Annotated in this window: 19 protein-coding genes; 8 read left to right on the top strand and 11 right to left on the bottom strand. The window is 62.7% G+C overall.

What is annotated here, in order from left to right; all coding sequences use genetic code 11:
• Positions 1-58: 58 nt before the first annotated feature.
• From GU3_RS06995 to GU3_RS06980, 4 genes are all read right to left on the bottom strand, one after another.
• Positions 59-484 (bottom strand): hotdog fold thioesterase, encoded by a 426-nt coding sequence (locus GU3_RS06995; RefSeq protein ID WP_014291825.1) that lies wholly within the window; start codon positions 482-484, stop codon positions 59-61.
• A gap of 88 nt (positions 485-572) precedes the next feature.
• Complete coding sequence (locus GU3_RS06990; protein WP_014291824.1) at positions 573-815, bottom strand: GlsB/YeaQ/YmgE family stress response membrane protein; 243 nt, start codon at positions 813-815, stop codon at positions 573-575.
• A gap of 18 nt (positions 816-833) precedes the next feature.
• The gene (locus tag GU3_RS06985; RefSeq protein ID WP_014291823.1) at positions 834-3,890 is read right to left on the bottom strand and encodes an FAD-binding and (Fe-S)-binding domain-containing protein; all 3,057 of its coding nucleotides are present in this window, start codon (positions 3,888-3,890) and stop codon (positions 834-836) included.
• Between the two features lie 102 nt (positions 3,891-3,992).
• On the bottom strand, positions 3,993-4,793 hold the full coding sequence (locus GU3_RS06980; protein WP_014291822.1) for a helix-turn-helix transcriptional regulator: 801 nt from the start codon (positions 4,791-4,793) through the stop codon (positions 3,993-3,995).
• 112 nt (positions 4,794-4,905) lie between these two features.
• Here GU3_RS06980 and tyrS point away from each other — a divergent pair, with 112 nt between their 5' ends.
• On the top strand, positions 4,906-6,189 hold the full coding sequence (tyrS, locus tag GU3_RS06975; RefSeq protein WP_014291821.1) for a tyrosine--tRNA ligase: 1,284 nt from the start codon (positions 4,906-4,908) through the stop codon (positions 6,187-6,189).
• Positions 6,190-6,291: 102 nt separating this feature from the next.
• Here tyrS and rluF read toward each other — a convergent pair whose 3' ends face one another.
• The 3 genes from rluF to GU3_RS06960 form a co-directional block, all read right to left on the bottom strand.
• Entirely contained in the window at positions 6,292-7,239 is a 948-nt protein-coding gene (gene rluF / locus GU3_RS06970; RefSeq protein WP_014291820.1) for a 23S rRNA pseudouridine(2604) synthase RluF, read from the bottom strand.
• 440 nt (positions 7,240-7,679) lie between these two features.
• Complete coding sequence (locus GU3_RS06965) at positions 7,680-8,129, bottom strand: isoprenylcysteine carboxylmethyltransferase family protein (RefSeq protein ID WP_014291819.1); 450 nt, start codon at positions 8,127-8,129, stop codon at positions 7,680-7,682.
• Complete coding sequence (locus tag GU3_RS06960; protein WP_014291818.1) at positions 8,126-9,874, bottom strand: SulP family inorganic anion transporter; 1,749 nt, start codon at positions 9,872-9,874, stop codon at positions 8,126-8,128. The genes GU3_RS06965 and GU3_RS06960 overlap by 4 nt, the downstream gene beginning before the upstream one ends.
• Before the next feature lie 292 nt (positions 9,875-10,166).
• Here GU3_RS06960 and GU3_RS06955 point away from each other — a divergent pair, with 292 nt between their 5' ends.
• Together GU3_RS06955 and GU3_RS06950 are read left to right on the top strand one after the other, a co-directional pair.
• Complete coding sequence (locus GU3_RS06955; RefSeq protein WP_237711172.1) at positions 10,167-11,234, top strand: response regulator; 1,068 nt, start codon at positions 10,167-10,169, stop codon at positions 11,232-11,234.
• A 3-nt stretch (positions 11,235-11,237) separates the two neighbouring features.
• The gene (locus GU3_RS06950; protein ID WP_014291816.1) at positions 11,238-12,197 is read left to right on the top strand and encodes a sensor domain-containing diguanylate cyclase; all 960 of its coding nucleotides are present in this window, start codon (positions 11,238-11,240) and stop codon (positions 12,195-12,197) included.
• A gap of 6 nt (positions 12,198-12,203) precedes the next feature.
• Here GU3_RS06950 and GU3_RS06945 read toward each other — a convergent pair whose 3' ends face one another.
• Together GU3_RS06945 and fabV are read right to left on the bottom strand one after the other, a co-directional pair.
• A complete protein-coding gene (locus tag GU3_RS06945) occupies positions 12,204-12,701 on the bottom strand; it encodes an anti-virulence regulator CigR family protein (RefSeq protein ID WP_014291815.1) in 498 nt (165 codons plus the stop codon).
• A 151-nt stretch (positions 12,702-12,852) separates the two neighbouring features.
• Complete coding sequence (fabV, locus tag GU3_RS06940; RefSeq protein WP_014291814.1) at positions 12,853-14,052, bottom strand: enoyl-ACP reductase FabV; 1,200 nt, start codon at positions 14,050-14,052, stop codon at positions 12,853-12,855.
• 467 nt (positions 14,053-14,519) lie between these two features.
• Here fabV and GU3_RS06935 point away from each other — a divergent pair, with 467 nt between their 5' ends.
• The 4 genes from GU3_RS06935 (at position 14,520) to GU3_RS06920 (ending at position 19,513) form a co-directional block, all read left to right on the top strand.
• Positions 14,520-16,259, top strand: a complete 1,740-nt coding sequence (locus tag GU3_RS06935; RefSeq protein WP_014291813.1) for a DEAD/DEAH box helicase — start codon at positions 14,520-14,522, stop codon at positions 16,257-16,259.
• A 12-nt stretch (positions 16,260-16,271) separates the two neighbouring features.
• Positions 16,272-17,708: a D-alanyl-D-alanine carboxypeptidase/D-alanyl-D-alanine-endopeptidase gene (gene dacB / locus GU3_RS06930; RefSeq protein ID WP_014291812.1), complete on the top strand. Its 1,437-nt coding sequence runs from the start codon at positions 16,272-16,274 to the stop codon at positions 17,706-17,708.
• Positions 17,709-17,771: 63 nt separating this feature from the next.
• Entirely contained in the window at positions 17,772-18,035 is a 264-nt protein-coding gene (locus GU3_RS06925; protein WP_014291811.1) for a GrxA family glutaredoxin, read from the top strand.
• 263 nt (positions 18,036-18,298) lie between these two features.
• A complete protein-coding gene (locus GU3_RS06920; protein WP_014291810.1) occupies positions 18,299-19,513 on the top strand; it encodes a pyridoxal phosphate-dependent aminotransferase in 1,215 nt (404 codons plus the stop codon).
• A 67-nt stretch (positions 19,514-19,580) separates the two neighbouring features.
• Here the strand turns inward: GU3_RS06920 and cls are convergent, their stop codons facing one another.
• Positions 19,581-21,038 (bottom strand): cardiolipin synthase, encoded by a 1,458-nt coding sequence (cls, locus tag GU3_RS06915; protein WP_014291809.1) that lies wholly within the window; start codon positions 21,036-21,038, stop codon positions 19,581-19,583.
• A gap of 106 nt (positions 21,039-21,144) precedes the next feature.
• On the opposite strand from cls, the gene GU3_RS06910 reads away from it, so the two are divergent.
• Complete coding sequence (locus GU3_RS06910; RefSeq protein WP_237711171.1) at positions 21,145-21,657, top strand: DUF1439 domain-containing protein; 513 nt, start codon at positions 21,145-21,147, stop codon at positions 21,655-21,657.
• On the opposite strand, the gene GU3_RS06905 is transcribed toward GU3_RS06910, so the two are convergent.
• Positions 21,620-23,380 (bottom strand): bifunctional diguanylate cyclase/phosphodiesterase, encoded by a 1,761-nt coding sequence (locus GU3_RS06905; protein WP_014291807.1) that lies wholly within the window; start codon positions 23,378-23,380, stop codon positions 21,620-21,622. The genes GU3_RS06910 and GU3_RS06905 overlap by 38 nt on opposite strands.
• Positions 23,381-23,414: the final 34 nt, after the last annotated feature.

Here is a 23,414-nt window from a genome sequence, read left to right as displayed (position 1 = left end):
CTCACTTGAAGTGAGGGCTTTCCTTCACACGCAAGGTGTCACACATGAATACACAAGGCTAATCTGGCCGTTTTTGTCTCAACACCGCCATGGTCAATCTACTGGTACACACCAGGCGATTGCGCTCGTCATGGATGTCGATCTGCCAGACTTGTGTCGTCGCGCCCAAGTGGAGGGGACGTGCGGTTCCTGTTACCAGGCCGCTTCGTTTGGCGCGGACGTGATTTGCGTTAACTCCCTGACCAACGCAATAAAAACCCGCTTCAACGCACATATTGGCAGCTACTGAACCCAGGGTCTCGGCAAACGCGACACTCGCGCCGCCATGTAACATGCCAAGAGGCTGATGAGTACGGTAGTCTACCGGCATGGTGCCGCGCAGATAATCGTGACCCACTTCACAAAAGGTCATGCCCAACTGGGCTGCGAGCGTATTCTCCGACAGTTGGTTCAAACTGTCCAGTGTAAATTCACGTTTCCACATATTTAACTTCAGGGACTGGGGATTAGGGAATAGGGACTGGGATCGCTAATCCCTGATCCCCAATCCCTAATCCCTAATCCCTAATCCCTCATCTTTTTTTGATTTTGCCCACAATAAAAATCAGCAGCAGGGCGCCGACTACCGACATCACCAAGGATCCGATAATGCCGGTGGCCGCCAGCCCCAGCAGCCGGAACAGCACACCGCCGAGAAAGCCGCCCACCAGGCCAACCACAATATTGCCGAGCAGGCCAAAGCCGCCGCCCCTGGTCAGATTGCCGGCTATCCAGCCGGCCAGACCACCGATGATCAATCCCCAAAGCAGACCCATACGTTTCTCCTTGTTGGTTTACGCCAACAAGCTTAGCAAGGCCTGCACCGGATGGCGAAGGCCCTCTCCCTCGATGCGCTTGACCTGACTGCGGCAGGAAAAGCCGGTGGCCAGGCAGCGATCTCTGGGCAGCTGGCTCAGGGGCTCGGCCCAGCTCATGGCAAACAGGGTACGGGAGCCCTCGGCGTGCTCCCGCTCGTGACCATAGGTGCCGGCCATGCCGCAGCACCCCACGGGCACGGCGTTAAGCTTTGCCCCCAGATGACTGAAGATACGGCTCCAGTCCTGGTGGGTGGTGGGCTTGGCGGTTTTCTCGGTGCAGTGGGCAAACAGGTGCCAGGGCTCGCCCGTACTTTCACGGGCCGGTATGTGCTCCAGCACTTTAAGCAGCCACTCCTGGGGCAGCAAGACTTCAAAGTCGCCCCGGGCCGGGCCCAGCACCTTGGCGTATTCATCCCGGTAACAGAGCACCAAAGACGGATCCACGCCCACCATGGGAATATTGAGCCGGGCCAGCCGGTTGAGGAACTGGGCGCTGTCGGCAGCCATGCCGGCAAAACGGCGCAAAAAGCCCTTTACGTGAGCCGGCTTGCCGTTGGGTTTGAACGGCAACACCACCGGATTGAAGCCCAGCGCCGTGGCCAGGCGTACCAGATCGTGCACCACGCCGGCGTCGTAGAAGGAGGTAAAGGGATCCTGTACCACCAGCAGAGTCCGGGCGCGCTCTTCCTCGCTCATGGCCTGCAGTTGTTCCAGGCTGAACTGGGCCGCCGGGCCCTTGCCCAGGCGCTTTTTCAGGCTGGGCTGGCTCAGCGCCGGCATGTCCACCATGCCAAGCAATGAGGCGGTACCGCCCTGCAGCCACTTGTGGTTCATGATGGGGTTGAACAGGCCCGGGGCTTTTGCCATCCAGGGGGTATATGTTTCCACCCAGGACACCAGATAATCCCTTGGCGGACGCTGGTAGCGCTGGTAGTAGAGCTGCAGAAAACGGGCACGGAAGGTGGGCACGTCCACCTTGATCGGGCACTGGCTGGAGCAGGCCTTGCATGCCAGGCAGCCGTCCATCGCCTCTTTCACCTCATGGGAGAAGTCGTATTCGCCCCGGCGCTTGTCGAGGGTGTGCTTGATGCGCAGCACCATGTTCTTGACGCTGGTGCTCCGGCTCATGGCGGCCGCCTCGCCGGCCATGGGATCAAAGCCCTGGGCCGACAGCTGGCGCAGCCACTCCCGCACCAGGCCGGCCCGGCCCTTGGGCGAATGCCGGCGGTCGGCGGAGAGCTTCATGGACGGGCACATGGGCGAGCGCACGTCGAAGTCAAAGCACAGGCCGTTGCCGTTGCAGTCCATGGCCTGGGTAAAGCCGTCACGCACATGCACCGGGATCTGCCGGTCGAAATAGCCGCGTTTGGTGGCGTCCACCGACACCAGCTGCTCCAGGCTGTCCAGCGGCGTGCAGATCTTGCCCGGGTTCAGCCGGTTGAAGGGGTCAAAGGCCGACTTGATGCGGCGCAACTCGGTAAACAGCACCTCGCCAAAGAAGGTGGGGCTGTATTCGGAACGAAAGCCCTTGCCGTGCTCGCCCCACATCAGGCCGCCGTATTTGGCGGTGAGCGCATTCACCTGGTCGGAGATGCGCCGCAGCATGACTTCCTGCTCGGGATCGACCATGTCCAGGGCCGGCCGCACGTGCAGCACGCCGGCATCCACATGGCCGAACATGCCGTATTGCAGGCCGTGATCGTCCAGCAGCTGGCGGAACTCCATGATGTAATCGGCCAGGTGCTCCGGGGGCACGGCGGTGTCTTCCACAAAGGCCACCGGCTTTTTGCGGCCCTGGGTATTACCCAGCAGGCCCACCGCCTTTTTGCGCATGCCGTAGATGCGGTTGATGGACGCCAGGTCATCGCACACCTGATAGCCGATCACCCCGGCCTCGCCCCGCTCCATCAGGCCGTCGAGCCGTTTGCACAGCGCGTCCACTTTTTCCCGCTGGGCGGTCTCGTCCTGGTCGGCGTATTCCACCATGTTGAGACCATCCATCACTTTGCCGGGCACGTCCTGAATGAGATCGCTCACCGAGTGCCAGACGATGTCTTGCCGGGCCAGGTTGAGCACTTTGGAGTCCACGGTTTCCACCGACAGCGCCTTGGCTTCCACCATCAGCGGCGCATTGCGCAGGGCCGATTCAAAGCTGTCGTACTTGACGTTGACCAGGGTGCGGTAGTTGGGAATGGGGGTAAGATCCAGCCAGGCTTCGGTAATGAAGGCAAGCGACCCTTCGGAGCCGCACAGAATGCGGGTCAGATCCAGGGTATGGCTGGCCTTGTCGTAAACGTGTTTCAGATCGTAACCGGTGAGAAAGCGGTTCAGTTTGGGAAAGCGCCGCTCAATTTCCCCGGCGTTGCCGGTCACGCTGTGATACACGCAGCGGTACAGCTCCCCTTCCCGGCTGTCTTCCTCCAGCTTCTGGTTCAGCGCCTCGCCGGAGACCGGGCCGGTTTCAATCAGGGTGCCGTCCACCAGCACGGCGGTCACGCCGAGCACGTGATCCGAGGTTTTGCCGTAAACCAGCGAGCCCTGACCGGAGGCATCGGTATTGATCATGCCGCCCACGGTGGCCCGGTTGCTGGTAGACAAGTCCGGCGAGAAGAACAGATCGTGGGGCGCCACCAGCTGGTTGAGCCTGTCCTTGACCATGCCGGTCTGAATGCGCACCCGGCGGCCGTCGGCGTCCAGGGTCAGCAGCTGGGTCATGTGCCGGGACAGGTCCACCACTATGTTGTCGTTGAGAGACTGACCATTGGTGCCGGTGCCGCCGCCCCGGGGCGAAAAGCGAATGTCCCGGTAGGCGTCTTTCGCGGCCAGGCTCAGCATCACCACCAGATCCTGGGATGAACGGGGAAACACCACCGCCTGAGGCAGGCACTGATACACGCTGTTGTCGGTGGCTACCGCCAGCCGGCTGGCATAGCTGCGCTCGATGTCGCCGCGAAACCCGCTGTCGGCCAGCGCCTCAAGAAATGAATAATAGGTGGGGGTTGTCTGCTGCTGCAGCGCTAACCTTGGGATCATGACCTGCGTCCCCTTTGTCCTTGTCGATTACGCCCGAAGTGGCGGTCATTATACACCGGCGCCAACGTTGGGCGAGTACCGAAAGACGTCCGGACTGCCCGGTTATTCACCCTGGCCTTCGTCTTCGGTGATCAGATGATTGAGAAAGCGGGCAAACAAGGCTCCTTGAGAGCCGGCATTCAGCTTGGCATAAAGGTGCTTGCGGTGGTTTCTGACCGTGCCCGCGCCTATGCCCAGACTGGCGGCAATGGCCTCGTTGTCCATCCCCTGCACCAGCAGGGCAGCCACCTGAGCTTCACGCCGGGTCAGCCGCCCCCGGCCAAAGCTGGCCAGGGCCGCCTTTACCCGGGCATCCATTCGGGCCGGTGCCGGCGGCGACTGCGCCAGCGGGCCGGTCCCTGCCGGCCAGTGCCGGCGGCACAGGGCCCTGACCAGCGGCAACTGCTCCCGCAGCGCCGCCTGCTCCGCCGGCGCAAAGGGCCTGGCCTGCAGCCGCCCGAAAAAAATCATCAGCCATTGTTCTTCGGTCAGCCGAATAACCAGCCCCAGCTCTTCACGCCAGCCGGTGTCCTGATAAAAGGCCGCAGAATACTGGGGCGGCATGCCCTGCGCCATGGCCAGGGCACGCAGGGAATAAACGCCGTCTTTCAGGCCACGGCTCAGTGCCCGGCAAAAGGGATCTTCCGCATACAGGCCGTTGAGATAGCGCTGAAACAACAGCTCGCGCCGGTGGCGCAGATTATCAAACAAATACACCGCCGGACCGCCACGACGATAACTCACCATCAGCAGACAGTCACAGCCAAGGCCGGCCTGCAGCAATTGCGCCAACAGGCGGGGAAAGGCCGGGCTGCCCAGGGCATCAATCACTCTGGCCAGCAGTGTGTTATTCGGCTCTGTCATCACCTGCCCTTTCTGCAATGAAAGAAGATGATTATTGCAAACTATCCCATAAAGGACATATCTGAATGACGGGGTTCCGGTCAGTATCGGATTTTTGCCAACGGAGCCCTGCATGAGCCAATCCCTGTCCCTACTTGACGAACTGCACCGGCGCGGCCTGATCGCCCAGTCGTCCGATGCTGCCGCCCTGGCGGTGCACCTTGATGAACAGCCGCGCACCCTGTATTGCGGCTTCGATCCCACCGCCGGCAGTCTGCATATCGGTCATCTGGTGCCATTACTGATGCTGCGCCGGTTTCAGCAAGCCGGCCACCGGGTGGTGGCGCTGGTGGGCGGCGCCACCGGCATGATTGGCGATCCCAGCTTCAAGGCCGGTGAACGCGCACTCAATGAAGCCGGCACGGTGGAAACATGGGTGGGCGAGCTGAGCGCCCAGATACGCCGCTTGCTGCACACAGACCCGCATGCCGAAAGCAGGCTTGTGAACAACGCCGACTGGATGAATGGCATGGCGGTGCTGACCTTTCTGCGGGATATCGGCAAGCATTTTTCGGTCAATGCCATGATTGCCCGGGAGTCGGTGCGCCAGCGGCTGGCCCGGCCCGAGCAGGGGATTTCCTTTACCGAGTTTTCCTACTCACTGCTGCAGTCCTATGACTATGTGATGCTCAACCGGCAATATGACTGCACCCTGCAGATAGGCGGCAACGATCAGTGGGGCAATATCACCAGTGGCATCGATCTCACCCGCCGCCTCAACGGGCAAGCGGTGTTTGGCCTGACCCTGCCGCTGATCACCAAGGCGGACGGCACCAAGTTCGGCAAGACAGAAAGCGGCACCGTCTGGCTGGATGCGGCCCGAACCTCGCCCTATGCCTTTTACCAGTTCTGGCTGAACACCAGTGATGAGGACGTATACCGTTTTCTGCGTTACTACAGCTTTCTTGAGCTGAACGAGATCACCGCGCTGGAAGCCAGCGACCGGCAACGGGGCGGCCGACCCGAAGCCCAGCAGGTGCTGGCCCGGGAGCTGACCCGGCTGGTGCATGGCGAGCAGGCCCTGGCCGCGGCAGAGCGCATCAGCCAAGCGCTGTTCAGCGGGGAATTCAGCACACTGAGTGAAGAGGAATTGGCACAGCTGGAGCTGGATGGCATGCCCATGACCCCATTGGAGCTCGCCGCAGACAGTACGCCACCGGCGCTAAGCGAGCTGCTGAAACAGGCCGGTCTGGCCAGCTCTTTGCGCCAGGCCCGGGAGCTTATCAGCGCCGGCGCCGTCTCGGTCAATGGCGTGCCGGCCACCGCCGACACCAACGCCCAGCCCCTGCTGCACGGCCGCTATGTGATCCTGCGCCGGGGCAAAAAGCAGTTCCACCTGCTGCGGTTGTGCCATTGAACCGTCTTGGGCGCACTCAGGTTTTTGCACGCCGGATCGGGCATTGGGTTTACCGCCACCCGAACAAGGGGTGATGGATGCGTCGCCGCAACGGCCTCAGGCTTACTTGCTCCGGCCCGATGTGGGTGCTTTCCAACGCTGAATGCGGGAGCGGCCAGACGGCTTGTCGCCGGGGGCTTGCCGGTGCGCTTGGCGGGAACCACTCCGCTCCTTGCCGGCCCGCGGTGCACTGCGCCGCTCATTGCGGGCCGGGCGGTGCTCCTGGTCAGGTGACTTGCCCGCTGCGTTGCGGGCCGCTCTGGGCTGTTCCAGCACCGAGGCTTCCTCGGTTTTGCTGGAGCCCGCAATCATGCGGTTGATCAGGGCCAGCTCGTCCTCGCTGACATAACGCCACTGGCCCGGCTTGAGGTTGCCAAGCTGAATGTTCATGATGCGCACCCGCTTCAGGCTGGTGACTCTGTAGTCCAGGTATTCCGCCATGCGCCGGATCTGGCGATTCAGCCCCTGGGTAAGAATGATATTGATGGTTTTGGGGCCGATTTTGCGCACCTTGCAGGGCTTGGTCACGGTATCGAGAATGGGCACTCCCGCCGACATTTTTGCCACAAAGTCCTCGGTGATGGGCTTGTCCATGGACACGATATATTCTTTTTCGTGGGCATTGCCGGCGCGCAGTATCTTGTTGACGATGTCGCCGTCGTTGGTGAGCAGAATCAGCCCACAGGACGGTTTGTCGAGCCGGCCGATGGGAAAGATGCGGGCATGGTAGTTCACCGCGTCCACAATGTTGCCGGGAATGGCGCGGTCGGTGGTGCAGGTAATGCCGATGGGCTTGTTGTACACCAGATACACCGCCTTGGGCTTGGCCCGCAGCGGCTTGCCACGCACGGTGATCTCGTCGGCGTCCGTGACTCGCACGCCCATGCCGGCCACCTCGCCGTTTACCGTCACCAGCCCCTGCTCAATCAGGCGGTCCGCCTCCCGGCGGGAACAAATGCCGGTTTCACTGATGAATTTATTCAGGCGAGTATCAAGATTGGTTGCCGTCATGGAAGCTCCTTCCCGGTTTATTAAACACAGCCGGGCAAGGGCGAATCAAAGCGGGCCTGGCTAAACCGCGCCAGTGTAAGGCTCAGCCCCCCACCCCGCAAGGGTCGGCGTTGTTGAAAGACTCGTCACGCGAAGCAACAGCGCGGTTGCACTCCACCGACACGCTTCAAGCCCATCCATGGGACGCTCGGCACATGCCTTCCATGGCATGTGACGGTCGGTTACGGCAATCCCCGCTGTTGCTTCGTGAAATTTGGGCGCTGTCTGACAGTATCTCGAAAGACGACTCTGTGTCTGGCCCTGGAGGGCAAAGCGTGTCTGCTTCGCCGTGCCCTTTGCGCCATGGATGGCGCAACGGAGCCCCCAGGGAAGGGTTTACGGCGTGCCGGCGAAATAGTGCGCTTTGTCCGACGAGGGTGCACAGGCTTACAGGCAAAGTGTTAAAGCCAGCGCCGCACCCGAGCGCAATAGTCGGCATAGGCCTTGCCAAAGCGCAGGGCCAGGGCGCGTTCCTCGGCGGCGATCTGCACCCGGTTCATGTAGAGCACGAACAACACCGGCCCCAGCAGGGCCGGCCAGCTTTGCAGCCAGAGGGCAAAGGCCAGCAACAGCAGCGAGTCACCGAGATAAATGGGATTGCGGGAACGGGCAAACACCCCAGAGGTGACCAGCCGGCTGGCCCGTTCCGGGGCAAAGGGCAACAAGGTGGTGTCGGCACGGTGCAGGGTACGAGCCGCCAGCAGCATCAGGCAGCCCCCTGCCAGCAAGGGGACCACGGCCAGCCAGCGCGGCCAGAACGCCGCCCATTCAGGCAGCAGCCACATCAACAAGGCCACCAGCGCCGCCACCGCCGGGGGCGGCAGCCACAGCAACCACCGCGCCCGGTTCATGCCTCTCGCCTTACCGCGTTACTGATCTCGGCCGCGTCGCCGTCTTCCGGCGCTGAGGGAGTGAGATAACAGCGGGTCATGCGCAACGCCTCGTACAGATCCGGATACACCAGCACGCCATCTTCCCCCACGCGAATACCCGCCTGCTGCAGCCAGTGGGTCATCTGGCCGCGCCGGCCCGCCATCACCATGTGAATGCCGCGGCGTTTCAGCTCCTTGTGCAGCTCCCCCACCACGCTCATCACGCTGATGTCCTGGTGGGTAAAACAGGACACGGCGTCGATGATCAGGCAATTGGGCTGGGCCTGCTCGTGGCCGATCAACGACAGCACCCGGCGCTTGAAATAGGAGGCGTTGAAATAGGTGAGCGGCGAGTTGAAACGGTAGATCAGCACCCCGGCGATGGCCTTGACCTCCTCGTTACGTCCCAGGGTGTGCACCACGCCTTCCTCGTTCATGCCCATCAGCTGATCCGTGGGCCGCATCACATTGCGCAAAAACTGGAACAGCCCCAGCAGCACCGCCAGGGTAATGCCCGGAATCACCCCCATGAACAGCACGCTGACAAAGGTGATCCAGGCCAGCCAGAAGGCCGCCATGTCGGACTTGCGCAGCCCCCACTGGCCGCGCAGGTTGATCAGCGACCAGGACGCCATCACCAGCACCACCCCCAGGGCCGCCGAAGGAATGTACTGCAGCGGCGCGGTCAGGAAAAAGGTCACCAGGGCGATCACCCCGGCGGCCACAATGGAGACCATCTGGCTCTTGCCGCCGTTGGCGTCGTTCACCGCGGTACGGGAGTCGGCCCCGCTGATGGCAAAGCCCTGGGAAATGGCCGAGGCCAGGTTGGCCACCCCCAGGGCACGGAATTCCCGGTCGGCGTCAATGTCGTAGCCGTTGCGGGCGGCAAAGCTGCGGGCGGTGAGCATCATGGATACAAAGCTCACCATCGCCAGGTTGAGGGCCGGCATCACTAGATCCCGCATCAGCCCGGCAGGAAACACCGGCAGCTGAAATTCGGGCAGGCCACCGGCCAGGTTGCCCACCACTTCAATGCCCGGCTGATTCGGCCCCCACAGCCACAGCAGGGCCGCCGCCGCCGCCAGCGCCAGCAGGCTGCTGGGCCAGAGCGGACGAAAGCGCCGGCACAGCAACATCAGGCCCAGGGTCAGGGCGCTCACCCCGAGGGTGGGCCAGTGCACCAGGGCCAGATAATTCGGGGTGGCTGCCAGGCGCTCGATCAGCTGGGACTCGTCAAAGGTAAAGCCGAAAATCCGCGACAGCTGTCCCACCATGATGGTGATGGCCACCCCGTTGAGCAGGCCGAGCAAAATGGGCCGGGACAGAAAGTCCGCCAGCACCCCGAGGCGAAAATAGCTGGCCACCAGGCACCACAGGCCGGTCATGGCGGTCATGGTCATCACCAGCTGCCAGTGGCGGGTGGCGTCGCCGGCCGCCAGCGGCGTGACCACGGCGGCAATCACCGCGCAGGTGGCCGCATCCGGCCCCACAATCAGCTGACGTGAGGTGCCAAACAGGGCGTAGGCGATCATCGGCAGAATGCAGGAATAGAGCCCCACCACGGCGCTCACCCCCGCCAGCTCGGCGTAGGCAATGGCCACCGGCAGCGCCACCGCCGCCACCGACAGGCCGGCACGCACATCCGCCGCCAGCCAGGTGCGCCGGTAGCCCAGCAAGGTCACCAGGCCGGGCATCCAGCGTGCCAATGTAAAGAAATCCCGCATTGTTTCTTCCCTTGCTGCGAGCAGCGCTCCCTGCCTTTCAATATGGCGCGGCACGCGCTAATTCACAATAGAAAGGCTTGGTTTTCAGTTGGTTAGTTAATAGCCGGTTCGGCGCTGACGCACCCCGGCCCGGTGCGGGAATATAGCGCCCTTTGGCCGCGCTGCCTACCGGCACAAAAACGCCCTTCCTGTCACCGCCAAAACCGCCCCGGCTCCCGCCGGCGCTGGCTTTGGAGATTGTCCGTTTTTTGCACCCGGTCCCGCTCCGGGCGCTTTTTTAGCGGCCGGTTCTGTGGTTAAATTAGCCACTCAGCGTCCCACGGACCGGGACTGCCACCAGGACACCATTTATTCCGGCATGACCACTCATATCCTTATCTGCGACGACTCCGCCGTGGCCCGCAAACAAATGGCCCGCGCCCTGCCCCCGGACTGGGACACCGAGCTGCACTTTGCCGAGCATGGCAGCCAGGCGCTGTCCATGCTGCGCCAGCACGCCTTTGACCTGCTGCTGCTCGATCTGAACATGCCGGTGCTGGATGGCTTTGGGGTACTGGAAGCCATTCGCCGTGAGCACCTCGAGGTGCTCACCCTGGTGGTGTCCGCCGATATTCAGCCCAGGGCCCGGGAGCGGGTGCAGGCACTGGGCGCCATGGCCTTTATTGCCAAGCCGGTCAATACCGGCGAGCTGGCCGGGCTGCTGCGCCGCTACGGCCTGTACCAGCCGGGGCAGCAACAGGCCGGCATTATTCCCGCCGCCCCCGACACCTCCCTGGAGCTGTGCGACTACCTGCAGGAGGTGGCCAACATCGCCATGGGGCGGGCATCGGATCTGCTGGCCCGGCTGCTGGATGTGTTTGTGCGCCAGCCCGTGCCCCGGGTGGCTCACATTGCCCGTACCGAGCTGAGCATGGCCATTTCCGCGGCCGACGATGATGGCGGTTTTTCCGCCGTCTGCCAGGGCTTTGTGGGCGCCGGCATTTCCGGCGAGGCGCTGCTGCTGTTTTCCGACAGCGGCATGGAGGAAATGGCCCGGCTGCTGCACCTGCCTTCCTCCGACACCACAGAGCCGGACGTGGAAGTGCTGATGGACATGTCCAGCATACTGTTCGGCGCCTTTCTCAAGGGCCTGGGGGATCAGCTGGATGTGCGTCTGGGGCTGGGCCAACCCACGGTGCTGGGCCGCCATCAGCCCATTACCTCGCTGCTGGAACACCACAGCAACAAGCATGAACAGCTGCTGTGCATCGAGATCCCCTACGCCCTGGAACAACACCAGGTCCACTGCAACCTGCTGGTACTGCTGACCGAAACCTCGGTGCGCCGGCTGGAGCAGAACCTGGCCTACATGACGGAGTAACCCATGCCCCTGACGGCCCAGACCCCCCGCGATTTTCACTGGCTGGTCGACATGCTGGAATCGGTCGATATCGGCCTGGTGGTGCTGGATGGCGATTATCATATCGAGCTGTGGAATGGGTTTATGGAAAACCACAGCGGCCTGAGCTCCACCCGGGTGCGCGGCCAGCGTCTGTTCAGTCTGTTTCCGGAGCTGCCCGAGCAGTGGCTCAGGCGCAAGGTGGAGACAGTGATCACCCTCAACACCCGCACCTTTACCAGCTGGGAGCAGCGCCCCTGGCTGTTTCGCTTTCGCAGCACCCGCCCCATTACCGGCACCCACGACTACATGTTCCAGAACCTGACCATTCACCCGCTGGCCGATCCGGACGGCAGCATTCGCCGGGTGTGTCTGATGGTGTATGACGTGACCGACGTGGCCACCAGCAAGCTGGCCCTGGAGCAGGCCAACAAGCAGCTGTCGCGCCTCAGCCGCACCGACCGGCTGACCGGCCTGCTTAACCGGGGCAGCTGGGAAAGCCTGCTCAATACCGAGTTTGCCCGCTACCGCCGCTACCGCCAGCCCTGCAGCCTGGTGATGCTCGATATCGATCACTTCAAGCGCATCAATGACTCCCATGGCCACCCGGCGGGAGACGAGGTGATCCGCCATACCGCGGACGTCATCAGGGACTGCCTGCGCGATGCCGATCTGGCGGGGCGCTACGGCGGTGAGGAGTTTGGCCTGATCCTGCCCCAGACCGATGCCAGGGGGGCTGAGGTGATCAGCGAGCGGCTGCGCCAGGCCATTGCCAATGCCACCGTTCATACCCACGGTCTGTCACTGGGCTATACCATCAGCCTGGGCGTGGCCTCCCTGACCCCCGAGATCAACTCGCCCCAGGACTGGCTGCAACGGGCCGACCAGGCCCTGTACCGGGCCAAACGGGAAGGGCGCAACCGGGTATGCACTCAGCCCGGCTGAACCGCCTCAGTTGAGAATGTCTTCCAGGATGTAGCGCACGTTCTCGGTGGCCAAGTCCACCAGCACCGCCTTGTTGTCGACCCGGCGCCATTCGTAGCCTTCGTAATAGGGCAGCCGCTCCCGAAACCTGGGGTCAAACTGCTTGGCAATACCCGGCGGCAGCGGCTTGCCCCGACGCAGGTTCTTGGCGATGCCCGGCGGCAGCTGGCGCCGGCCGCCATCATACTCCAGCCAGTCTCTGTGCTCCCGGAACAGCCGGCGCAACTGCCGTTCGTCCACCCGCGGTTCCCGGTCGTAATGGTGCTCCCGCTGATACCGGTCTTCCCGGCGTTCGTTCCGGTGCTCTCGCCACTCATTGTCGTGACGACCGTCTTCCCGCTGCCACTGTTGCTCCTGCTGCCGGCCGGGTGCCTGGCCCGGGCCTCGACCCTCGGGCGGTTGGGCCTGCACCGGCAGCGCCAGCCCCGCAAGCAGCAGTGAGGCAATCAAAGTACGCTTGTGCATGGCAAGTCTCCTGCCGTTAACGATGCTATTCACTGTATCGGGAAATTCGAGGATTGACCAAGCCGGACGGCATGCCATGGGATCGAAGCTGTCGAACCCGGACACAAAAAAAGCCCCGTAACGGGGCTTTGACATTCGCGGGTGAAGCGGCTCAGGCCAGTTCGACCACGTCGAAGTCGACCTTAGTCTCCACGTCGGCGTCGTAGTCCACACCGTCAAGGCCGAAACCGAACAGGCGCAGGAACTCGTCCTTGTAGCCCTGGTAGTCGGTGAGCTGGTAGATGTTGTCGTCCTGCACCTGTTGCCAGATCTCACGGCAGGCGTTCTGCACCTCGTCGCGCAGCTCCCAGTCGTCCAGGCGCAGGCGGTTCTGCTCGTCCACCGGAGCCGGCTGACCGCTGTAGAGGCGATCATGGAACAGGCGCTGAATTTGCTCGATGCAGCCCTCGTGAATGCCCTGCTCCTTCATCACCTTGAAGGCCATGGAGATATACAGCGGCATCACCGGAATGGCGGCAGAGGCCTGGGTTACCACCGACTTCAGCACCGCCACATGGGCGTTGCCGCCGCGCGCTTTCAGCTTGCTGTCGATGGCGTGGGCGGCGCGGTCCAGATCTTCCTTGGCTTTCCCAAGAGTGCCGTGCCAGTAGATGGGCCAGGTGAGATCGGTGCCGATGTAGGAATAGGCCACGGACTTGGCGCCCTCGGCCAGCACGCCGGCCTCTTCCAGGGCGTTCATCCACAGCTCCCAGTCCTGACCGCCCATTACCTGAATGGTGTCGGCAATTTCCTGCTCGTTGGCGGGCTCCACCACGGCTTCCACCAGCACGTCCTTGTTGGTGTCCAGCGCAGTGGACTTGTAGGGCTCGCCGATGGGCTTCAGGGCGGAGCGTACCACTTCGCCGCTGTCGGGCAGCTTACGCACCGGCGAGGCCAGGGAGTACACCACCAGATCGATGTCGCCCAGATCCTGCTTGATGAGCTCAATGACCTTTTCACGGCATTCGTTGGAGAAGGCATCGCCATTGATGCTCTTGGCGTACAGGCCTTCCTCCTTGGCGGCCTTGTCAAAGGCGGCGGCGTTGTACCAGCCGGCGGTGCCCGGCTTCTTGTCGGTGCCCGGCTTTTCAAAGAACACGCCGATGGTGGCGGCACCGCTGCCAAAGGCGGCGTTGATGCGGGAAGCCAGGCCGTAACCGGTGGACGCGCCGATCACCAGCACCTTTTTCGGCCCCTGCTCCAGTTTGCCCTTGCCTTTGACGTAGGCGATCTGCTCACGTACATTCGCCTCACAGCCGACCGGGTGGGTGGTGGTGCAGATAAAGCCACGAACCTTGGGTTTGATGATCATAGAAATGGTTGCCTCGGTTATTACAAACGATAGGGGCTAAAGATACCTTATTCCGGGGCAAATGTGAGGCCCGAATTATCGGCCTGCTACTTGTCTCACGATGCATCTGCTGACAGACAGGCCGTGCCAAGCGTCGGTCAAAGCGCACAGCTCGAAGGCACGCCGTAAACCCCTCCCTGGGGGCTCCGTCGCGCCATCCTTGGCGCGAAGGGCGCGGCGAAGCAGACACCCTTTGCCCTCCTTATGGAGCTCTCGGCCGCCTGTTGGTATTCAACAGGCAACGCCGCTGCTTGACGAAGCAACAGCAGGGATTGCCGTAGCCGACCGTCACATGCCATGGATGGCATGTGCCGAGCGCTACATGGATGTACTCGCAGCGTGTCGGCGCAGGCAACCCTGCTGGTGCTTCGCATTGCGGAGGTAACAGTCGACGTGCGGATTTCGGGCTTCGAGCTTTGGTGAGAACAATGTTTACATTACGTCCCTATCAGCAGGAGGCGGTGGATCGCACTCTTGATTATTTCCGCCGCCACAGCGAGCCGGGGGTGCTGGTGCTGCCCACCGGCGCCGGCAAAAGCCTGGTGATCGCCGAGCTGGCACGCCTGGCCCGGGGCCGGGTGCTGGTGCTGGCCCATGTGCGCGAGCTGGTGGAGCAGAACCACGCCAAGTATCAGGCCTATGGCATTGAGGCCGATATTTTCTCCGCCGGCCTCAAGCGCCGGGAAAGCAGTCGCCAGGTGGTGTTCGGCTCGGTGCAGTCGGTGGCCCGCAATCTGGACGCCTTCAGCGGCTTTAATCTGGTGGTTATCGACGAATGCCATCGGGTGTCCGACGACGACAACAGCCAGTATGCCCAGGTCATTCACCACCTGCGCCAGAGCAATTCGGCACTCAAGGTGCTGGGGCTCACCGCCACCCCCTACCGGCTGGGACTGGGCTGGATTTACCGCACCCATCACCATGGCATGGTGCGCAGCCGGGGCCCGCGCTTTTTTGAACATTGCCTGTTTGAACTGCCCCTGCGGCTGATGATCAAACAGGGTTACCTGTGCCCGCCGGAGCTGGTCGACGCTCCCGTGGTGCATTACGACTTTTCCCGCCTGTATGAGCAAGGACTGTTTACCGAGCAGGCGCTGGAGCGGGAACTGGCCCGCCAGCCCAGGGTGACGCCTCATGTGGTGGAGCAGATCAAGGACTATGCCGAAGATCGCCAGGGGGTGATGATCTTCGCCGCCACCGTGCGCCATGCCACCGAAATAGCCGGCCTGCTCCCCGCCGAGCACACCGCCCTGGTGACCGGCGACACTCCGGGGCCGGAGCGGGACGCCATCATTGCCCGCTTCAAGGCCCGGGAGCTGAAATTTCTGGTCAACGTGGCGGTGCTCACCACCGGCTTTGACGCCCCCCATGTGGACCTGATTGCCATTTTGCGCCCCACCCAGTCGGTGGCCCTGTACCAACAGATCATCGGCCGGGGCCTTCGCCTCAGCCCGGGCAAGACCGATTGCCTGGTGCTGGATTATGCCGGCAACAACATGGACATCTTCGCCCCGGAAGTGGGCGAGCCCAGACCCAACCCCGACACCACCCAGGTGCAGGTGCCCTGCCCCGCCTGCGGCTTTGCCAATGTCTTCTGGGGCAAGACCGACAGTGAAGGCCGGGTGCTGGAGCATTTCGGCCGCCGCTGCCAGGGGCTGTTTGAACACGACGATGAGCGGGAAGAATGCGGCTACCGGTTTCGCTTTAAAAGCTGCCCGCACTGCCTGGCGGAAAACGACATCGCCGCCCGCCAGTGCCACGACTGCGGCGCGGTGCTGGTGGATCCCGATCAAAAACTGAAAGACGCCCTGGCGCTGAAGGACGCCCTGGTGCTGCGCTGCGCCGGCCTCACCCTGGAAAACGGCAGCGGCAAGTATGGCCCGGCGCTCAAGGTGACCTACCACGACGAGGACGGCACCGAGTTGCAAAAATGGTATGCTTTCGATGCCAAAGGCCCCAAGGGCCGTTTTTACAAGGAATTTGTGCGTCCGCACTGGCCGGCGCCGGGCACCGAGCCCGACTTTGCCAGCCTGGAGCAGGTGCTGGCCGTCGCTGCCCGTTTTCGCCACCCGGACTTTGTGATTGCCCGGGCCTTTAAGCGGGGCTGGCAGGTACGGGAAACCATTTTCGATTACCAGGGCCGGTTTCGTACCGCCCATGCCTTATAACGAAGAGTGCCTATGAAACTGTTTGCGACCGCCCTGCTGCTGCTTGCCACCATCGCCCAGGCGGCAGAGCCGCCACAACACGGACAAAGCGCCTGGATGCTGGCCGATGCCGCCAGCGGCGAAGTGGAGCTCAGTCATCAGAGCGAGCAACTGATGAAACCCGCCTCCACCCAGAAACTGGTGACCGTGCTCGCCGGCGCCCTGGCCCTGGGGCCGGACTGGCGCTATACCACCCACCTTCGCTACCGGGGCGCCCTGCACCAGGGCCGGCTGGACGGCGACTTGCTCATCGACTTTGTCGGTGATCCCACCTTTACCCGAGAGCAACTGGCCGGGCTGCTACGGCACAGCGGCATTCGTCATGTCAGTGGCCGGGTGCTGCTCAACCAGGTTCATTTTGATGGTTACGACCGGGGCAACGGCTGGTCCTGGAACGATCTCGGGGTGTGCTACACGGCGCCGGCGGCAGCGCTGATCCTCGACAGGAACTGCGTGCAGGGTGCCCTCTATGCCCGCGCCGGCCAGCCGGCCCGGGCCACGGTACCGTCCCACCAGCCGGTCACCGTCAGCGCCGCGGTGGAGGTGCTGAACAAGGCCGAGCGTGAACAGCGCTTCTGCGCGCTGGAGCTTGAAATGACTCCGCCCAACCGGTATCACCTCACCGGCTGCATCGGCCCGCGCCAGGATCCCTGGCCACTGCGCTTTGCCATTCAGGACGTCACCGCCTGGGGCCAGCAACTGACCCGGTGGGCACTGCAGCAGGCCGGGATCACCCTCTCCGGCCACATTGAAGGCAGCCGCCTCGATACGGCCGACTGGCCCACCCTGGGCCGCCATCACTCACCGCCCTTGAGTGAGCTGGCCGAACGCATTCTGGTGCATTCCGACAACCTCTATGCCGACAGCCTGCTGCGCACGCTGGGGCGGTTGCACTTCAACCAACCCGGCAGTTTTCGCAACGGTACCCAGGCGGTGCGCGACATTCTTAAAGAAAAAGCCGATATCGATCTGGGACCGGCCTGGCTGGCGGACGGCTCCGGGCTCTCGGCCCACAACCTGTTGCGGGCAAAAGACCTGATGGCGGTGCTGCTTGTGATCAGCCGGGATCCGCGCGCCCAGTGGCTGATGGCCCGGCTTCCGGTCAGCGGGGAAAGCGGCACCCTGCGCTACCGCAAGAGCGTGCTGAGCCCGGCGCTCACGGGAAGGGTGATCGCCAAAACCGGCACCATTGCCCATGTGCAGAACCTGGCCGGTTTTATCGACACCGCCAACGGCGAACGCAAGGCCTTTGTGCTGCTGCAAAACGGCCTGTCCCTGAGTCCGGAGCAGGAGCAGGCCATGGCCGACGGTGAGCTGGAATGGCCGGCCCGGCGCTTTGAGCGCGACTGGCTGGAAGGTGTGGCCGCGCGAGCGTCCATTGTCAGTGCCAATCAATCCCCCAACAATTAACGATTTTCGCGGCAGGACCGGCCTGGCCTATACTGCCGTCCGTCAACAGAAAAGGAGAACAGCATGTTTGCAGTGATTTTTGGTCGTCCCGGTTGCCCCTTCTGCGTTCGCGCCAAGGATCTGGCGGAGCAACTCTCCAACGAGCGGGATGATTTCAAGTACCGCTACGTGGATATTCACGCCGAGGGCATCTCCAAGGCCGATCTGGAAAAGACCGTCGGCAAACCGGTGGAAACCGTACCGCAGATTTTCCTTGACCAGCAGCACATCGGCGGCTTCACCGACTTCGAAGCCCATGCCAAAGAACATCTGGGCCTGTATCAGTAAGCCTGGCCGGGGGCGGCAGCGTCGCCCCCGGTTGCTTGCTTTCACGCCAACTCTGCTGAAAAATCACCGTTTTCAGAATTTTTTTCGCTCAAGTCCCCCTTTTCCCTCTTTTCATTCGGCGACCAAAGCTCCATCATGGACACCATTACCTTAATGGTACTGCCCGCCAGCGGACCGGACTTTCATTAAACCGGGGCCGGACCGGCTTTCGCCGGGCGTCGCTCCCGCCGGGCAGCCGTATGATTCCGAGGCCCTAAACACCCATGCATTCCGTAGAGAAATCCCACAAGCTGGACAACGTCTGTTACGACATTCGCGGACCCGTTCACAAGGAAGCCCGCCGTCTTGAAGACGAAGGCCACCGCATTCTCAAGCTCAACATCGGCAATCCGGCCCCGTTCGGCTTTGATGCCCCGGAAGAGCTGCTGAAAGATGCCATCCTCAACCTGCCCACCAGCCAGGGCTATTGCGACTCCAAGGGCCTGTTCTCGGCGCGCAAGGCGGTGATGCAGTACTACCAGCAAAAGGGACTGCGCACCACGGATCTGGACGACATCTACATCGGCAACGGCGTCTCCGAGTTGATTGTGATGGCCATGCAGGCCCTGCTCAACAACGGCGACGAGATCCTGGTGCCGGCCCCCGACTACCCGCTGTGGACCGCCGCCGTCACCCTGTCCGGCGGCAAGGCGGTGCACTACATGTGCGACGAGCAGGCCGACTGGTACCCGGATCTGGACGACATTCGCGCCAAGATAAGCCCGCGCACCAAGGGCATAGTGCTGATCAACCCCAACAATCCCACCGGCGCCGTCTATGGCAGCGAGTTTCTGCTGGAAGTGATCGAAATCGCCCGCCAGAACAAGCTGATTATTTTTGCCGACGAAATCTACGACAAAATTCTGTACGACGACGTGGCCCACCACTCGGTGTGCACCCTGTGCGACGACGTGCTGGTGGCCACCTTCAACGGCCTGTCAAAAAGCTATCGCGCCGCCGGCTTTCGCCAGGGCTGGATGATGCTGAGCGGCCCCAAGCACCAGGCCCGGGGATATATTGAAGGACTGGAAATGCTCTCCTCCATGCGGCTGTGCGCCAACGTGCCCATGCAGCACTGCATTCAGGCGGCCCTGGGCGGTTACCAGAGCATCAACGAGCTGGTATTGCCCGGCGGCCGGCTGCGCCGCCAGCGCGATCGGGCCTGGGAGCTGCTGAACGAGATTCCCGGCGTGAGCTGCGTCAAGCCCAAGGGTGCCATCTACATGTTTCCGAAGCTGGATCCCAAGGTGTACAACATCAAAGACGATCAAAAAATGGTGTATGACCTGCTGCTGCAGGAAAAAATGCTGATCGTGCAGGGCACCGGCTTCAACTGGCCCAAACCGGATCATTTCCGTCTGGTCACCCTGCCAAGGGTTGACGACATCACCGACGCCATCGAGCGCATCGCCCGCTTCCTCAAGCATTACCAGCAATAACCCCGTGACTGGGGATCAGGGATTAGGGACTTACTAATCCCCAGTCCCTATTCCCCAATCCCAGCTCTTAAAGCAGCGGGCTGAGCAGATAAAACAGGTTTTCCAGCAGCCGCTTGCGCAGCGGCCGCTGGCGCCATTCCAGCCACGACAGCGGCCGGGCATCCGCCAGGTAGCCATCCGCCAGCTGCAGCAGCTCCCCCATGACCTGGCCGTCATCCACCAGCAGGGTCATCTCGAAATTCAGCCAGAAACTGCGTCTGTCCAGGTTCACCGTGCCCACCAGACCAAACTGGTGATCCACCAGCACGCACTTGGTGTGCAGCAGGCCGGCGGAATAAAGATGAATTTCCACCCCGGCGTGCAGCAGCTCGTCAAAGAAGGCGTTGCAGGCGTGGTTAACCATGCGCGAGTCGTTTTTCGCCGGCAGCAGCAACTGCACCTCCACGCCCCGGTCGGCGGCGGAGCACAGGGCCGCCACCAGAGGATCGTCGGGCACAAAATAAGGGGTGATCAGCACCAGTCGGCGCCGAGCCTGGTACACGGCGCAGAGCAGGCTCTGGCTGATGGCGTCGCCCCCCATAAAGGGGCCCGACGGCAACAATTGCAGCCTGAGCTGGTTGTCCAGGCAACTGATGGGGTGGTACTCCAGCTGCTCCAGCAGCCGCTCGCCGGTTTCCATTTCCCAGTCCCACACAAACAGCGACCAGATAATGGGCACGATGGGGCCGCGAATGCGCAGCATGATGTCCACCCACTGGCCCACGCCGGCGTCCTGCTTGAAGCAGGCGGGATCCACCAGATTCATGGAGCCGGTGTAGGCGACGTCGTCGTCGATCACCACCAGCTTGCGGTGCATGCGCAGATCCTGACGCTCGAACAGCACGCGAAAGGCCCCCACCGGCAGCACTTCCACCACCTTGACCCCGGCTTCTTTCATTCGTGCCGGCCAGCGGCTGCGAAAGAAGTCGGCGCTGCCCACCGAGTCCAGCAGCAGCCGGCAGTCCACTCCGCGCCGGGCCGCCGCCATCAACGCCAGGGCCACCTCGTCGGCCATGCCGCCGGCATGCCAGATATAAAACTCCAGGAAACAGGAGCTGCGCGCCCGCTCGATGTCCATTCTGATCGCACTCAGAATATTCACGGGCTGCTGCAGCAGGGTCATGCCGTTGCCGCTCAGCATGGGCATGTTGAAGCGGGCCTTGACCAGCTCGTAAATGGGCCGGACCTGATCGTTGATCTCAAACTGCTGGCCGGGAAAGCGGGTGACCAGCACATTGATCCAGTCGGCATGAGGCCGGTACATGGCCCGGGCCCGCTCGGCCCGCTTGCGACCCAGACGCACCTCACCAAACAAAATGTAGGTGGCCACCCCCAGAATCGGAATGGCAAAGATCAGCGCCAGCCAGGCCAGGGACACGCCCACCGGCCGGCGTTTCATGATCACGCGAAAGGTGACACCCACCACCAGGCTGGTGTGGGCCGCAAACAGCAGCCAGCCGGCAACGGTATAGATGTAATCGTTCAAAAACGCCTTGCTCCTTTTGGAATGAACGGGGCAGACTGTAGCAGACATCTCTTGGCATCATGAGCACAGGACCATGAAAAGTATATTGTTTTTGATTCTTTTTGGAGTGAGTACGGCCCTCTCGGCACAGACCCTGACCCTCACCGAGCAGCAGCTCAACCGTCAGCTGGCCACCCAGCTGGGCCGCGACTTTCCGGTCAGCCTGGGGGACTGGCTCAAGGCCGGTGTGCGCATTGAGGACGTGCAGGTGGCCCTGGGCCGGCAGGAAGCCGACAAGGCCAGGGTATTCGGGCGGGGCTTGGTCACCCTGGAGCAGGGCGGCGTACGACATGACTGGGACATCAGCGGCGATTTCAGCGCCCGCCCCCGCTTTGACAGCGGCGAGGGTGCCCTCTATCTGGACGAGTTCGAGCTGCTTGGCTACCACCTCAACAACAGCGATGCCGGCCCCCAGGCCGGTTTTATGCTGCCGCTGCTGTTGCAGAGCCTGGCCGATTACCTGTCGCGCTATCCGGTCTACCGGCTGAACGAGCAGGATCCTCTGCAACAGCGGCTGAAAAACGGCACCCTGAGCCTGTCGATCAGCCCGGGGCAGCTGACCCTGGAAGGGCTGGAGTAAAGCTCGGCACCCGCTCCGGTGCCAATGGCCCGGACAGCCAGGCGCCCTGCACCTGGCGGCAGCCGTGTTCGCGCAAAAACGCCAGTTGACCGGCGTTTTCCACGCCGCAGGCCACGGTATTGAGCCCCAGGGTCCGGGCCAGCAACAGCAGCGACTGAACCACCGACTGGTCAAAAATATCGAACGGCTCCCTCAGCAGGGTCCGATCCAGCTTGATGCCGTCCACCGGCAGTTTTTTCAGCAGATCGAAACGAAACCGGCCATGGCCCAGGTTGTCGAGATACACCGCCATGCCGGCTTCGCGAAAGCCGGCCAGGACCCGCAGCAGGGATTCGCTGCGGCGCATGATGACGTCGCTGCGCAGCTCCAGCTCGAAATCCGCCGGATTGGCGCCCTGCTCCCGCAGAATATCGAGCAGCCGTAAAGTGCGTTGCTGCTCCAGCTCCGGTTCCAGCCCGCTCATGTTCAGGCTGATGCGGCCGCGCCAGCCCTGCTGCCGCCAGTGCCGGTGCTGCTGCGCCGCGGTGGCAAACACCCACTCCGCCAGCCGCCCCAGCAGGCCCGCATCCCGGGCGGCGGGCAAAAAGGCATCGGGCGACACCAGCCCGAGCGTGGGGTGGCGCCAGCGCAACAGAGCCTCCACCGCCGGCAGGGCGCCGCTTTCCATCTCCAGCCGTGGCTGGTATGCCAGAAACAGCTGCTGCTGCGCCAGGGCCTGGTGGAAATCCCGCGCCAGCCGGCTGCGCTGCTCCAGTTGCGCAAAGGTGTTGCTGTCAAACAGCGCAATGTGCGACCGGCTGCGGGATTTGGCCTCGTACATGGCGGTGTCGGCGTAACGCAGCAGGGTTTCTATTTCCAGCCCGTGGCGAGGATACAGGCTGATGCCGACGCTGGCGCCCACGCTGAGTTCATGATGCTCCACCCGCACCGGCGCCTCCAGCCGCTCGAGCAACCGGCCGGCCCGGTCAAACAGGGCTTGTTCACTGTCGATGTCGCGCCATACCATCACAAATTCGTCGCCACCGATACGCGCCACCATCTCGTTGGCGTCCACCATTTGCTGCAGACGCCCGGCCAGGGCCCTGAGCACCCGGTCTCCCACGCCATGGCCAAAACCGTCGTTGATGGGCTTGAAGCGGTCCAGATCGATAAACAACAGCGCCAGTTGCTCGTTTGGTTGCAGGTCAAAACGAATACGGGCAAACCAGCTCAGCAGAAACTCCCGGTTGGCGGTGCCGGTCAGGCTGTCGTGATGGGCCAGGTAACTGAGCCGCTCTTCCGACTGGCGCAGCCGGCTGATGTCGTCGAGAATGCCGACGATGTGGGTGATCCGGCCCGCCTCGTCACGTATCAGCCGCAGCATCAGCCAGTGGGTGGCCACCTCACCGCGGCGGGTAACATGCTCCACTTCCCCTTCCCACTGCTCCTGAAATTGCAGCCGCTGCCAGATACGACGGTAATAGCGGCCATTGTGCAGCCCCTTGCTCACGTGGGTAATATGGCGTCCTTCGAGCGCCGCGGCATCCAGCTCGCAGTGCTGGCAAAAGGCCGGATTCACTTCCAGCACCCGGCCCCGGGGGTCCATGATCACTATGCCTTCCCGCGTGTACTGCATGACTTGCCGGGCCAGCATCAACGCGTCGGCCGGCGGCGCCCGCCGGTACGCCGAAGCGCTTTCCGGCGCCGGCGCTGCCAGCCCTGGTAACCAGTTGTTTTGATCCATCGTCGTGCTCTTGTTTGATTAGATAACCTCGCTT

Origin of the sequence: Oceanimonas sp. GK1 (assembly GCF_000243075.1) — a bacterium.
In the GTDB taxonomy this organism is placed as follows: domain Bacteria; phylum Pseudomonadota; class Gammaproteobacteria; order Enterobacterales; family Aeromonadaceae; genus Oceanimonas.
The sequence above is the reverse complement of the archived record's forward strand: the minus strand, read 5'-3'. Positions and strand labels throughout refer to the sequence as shown.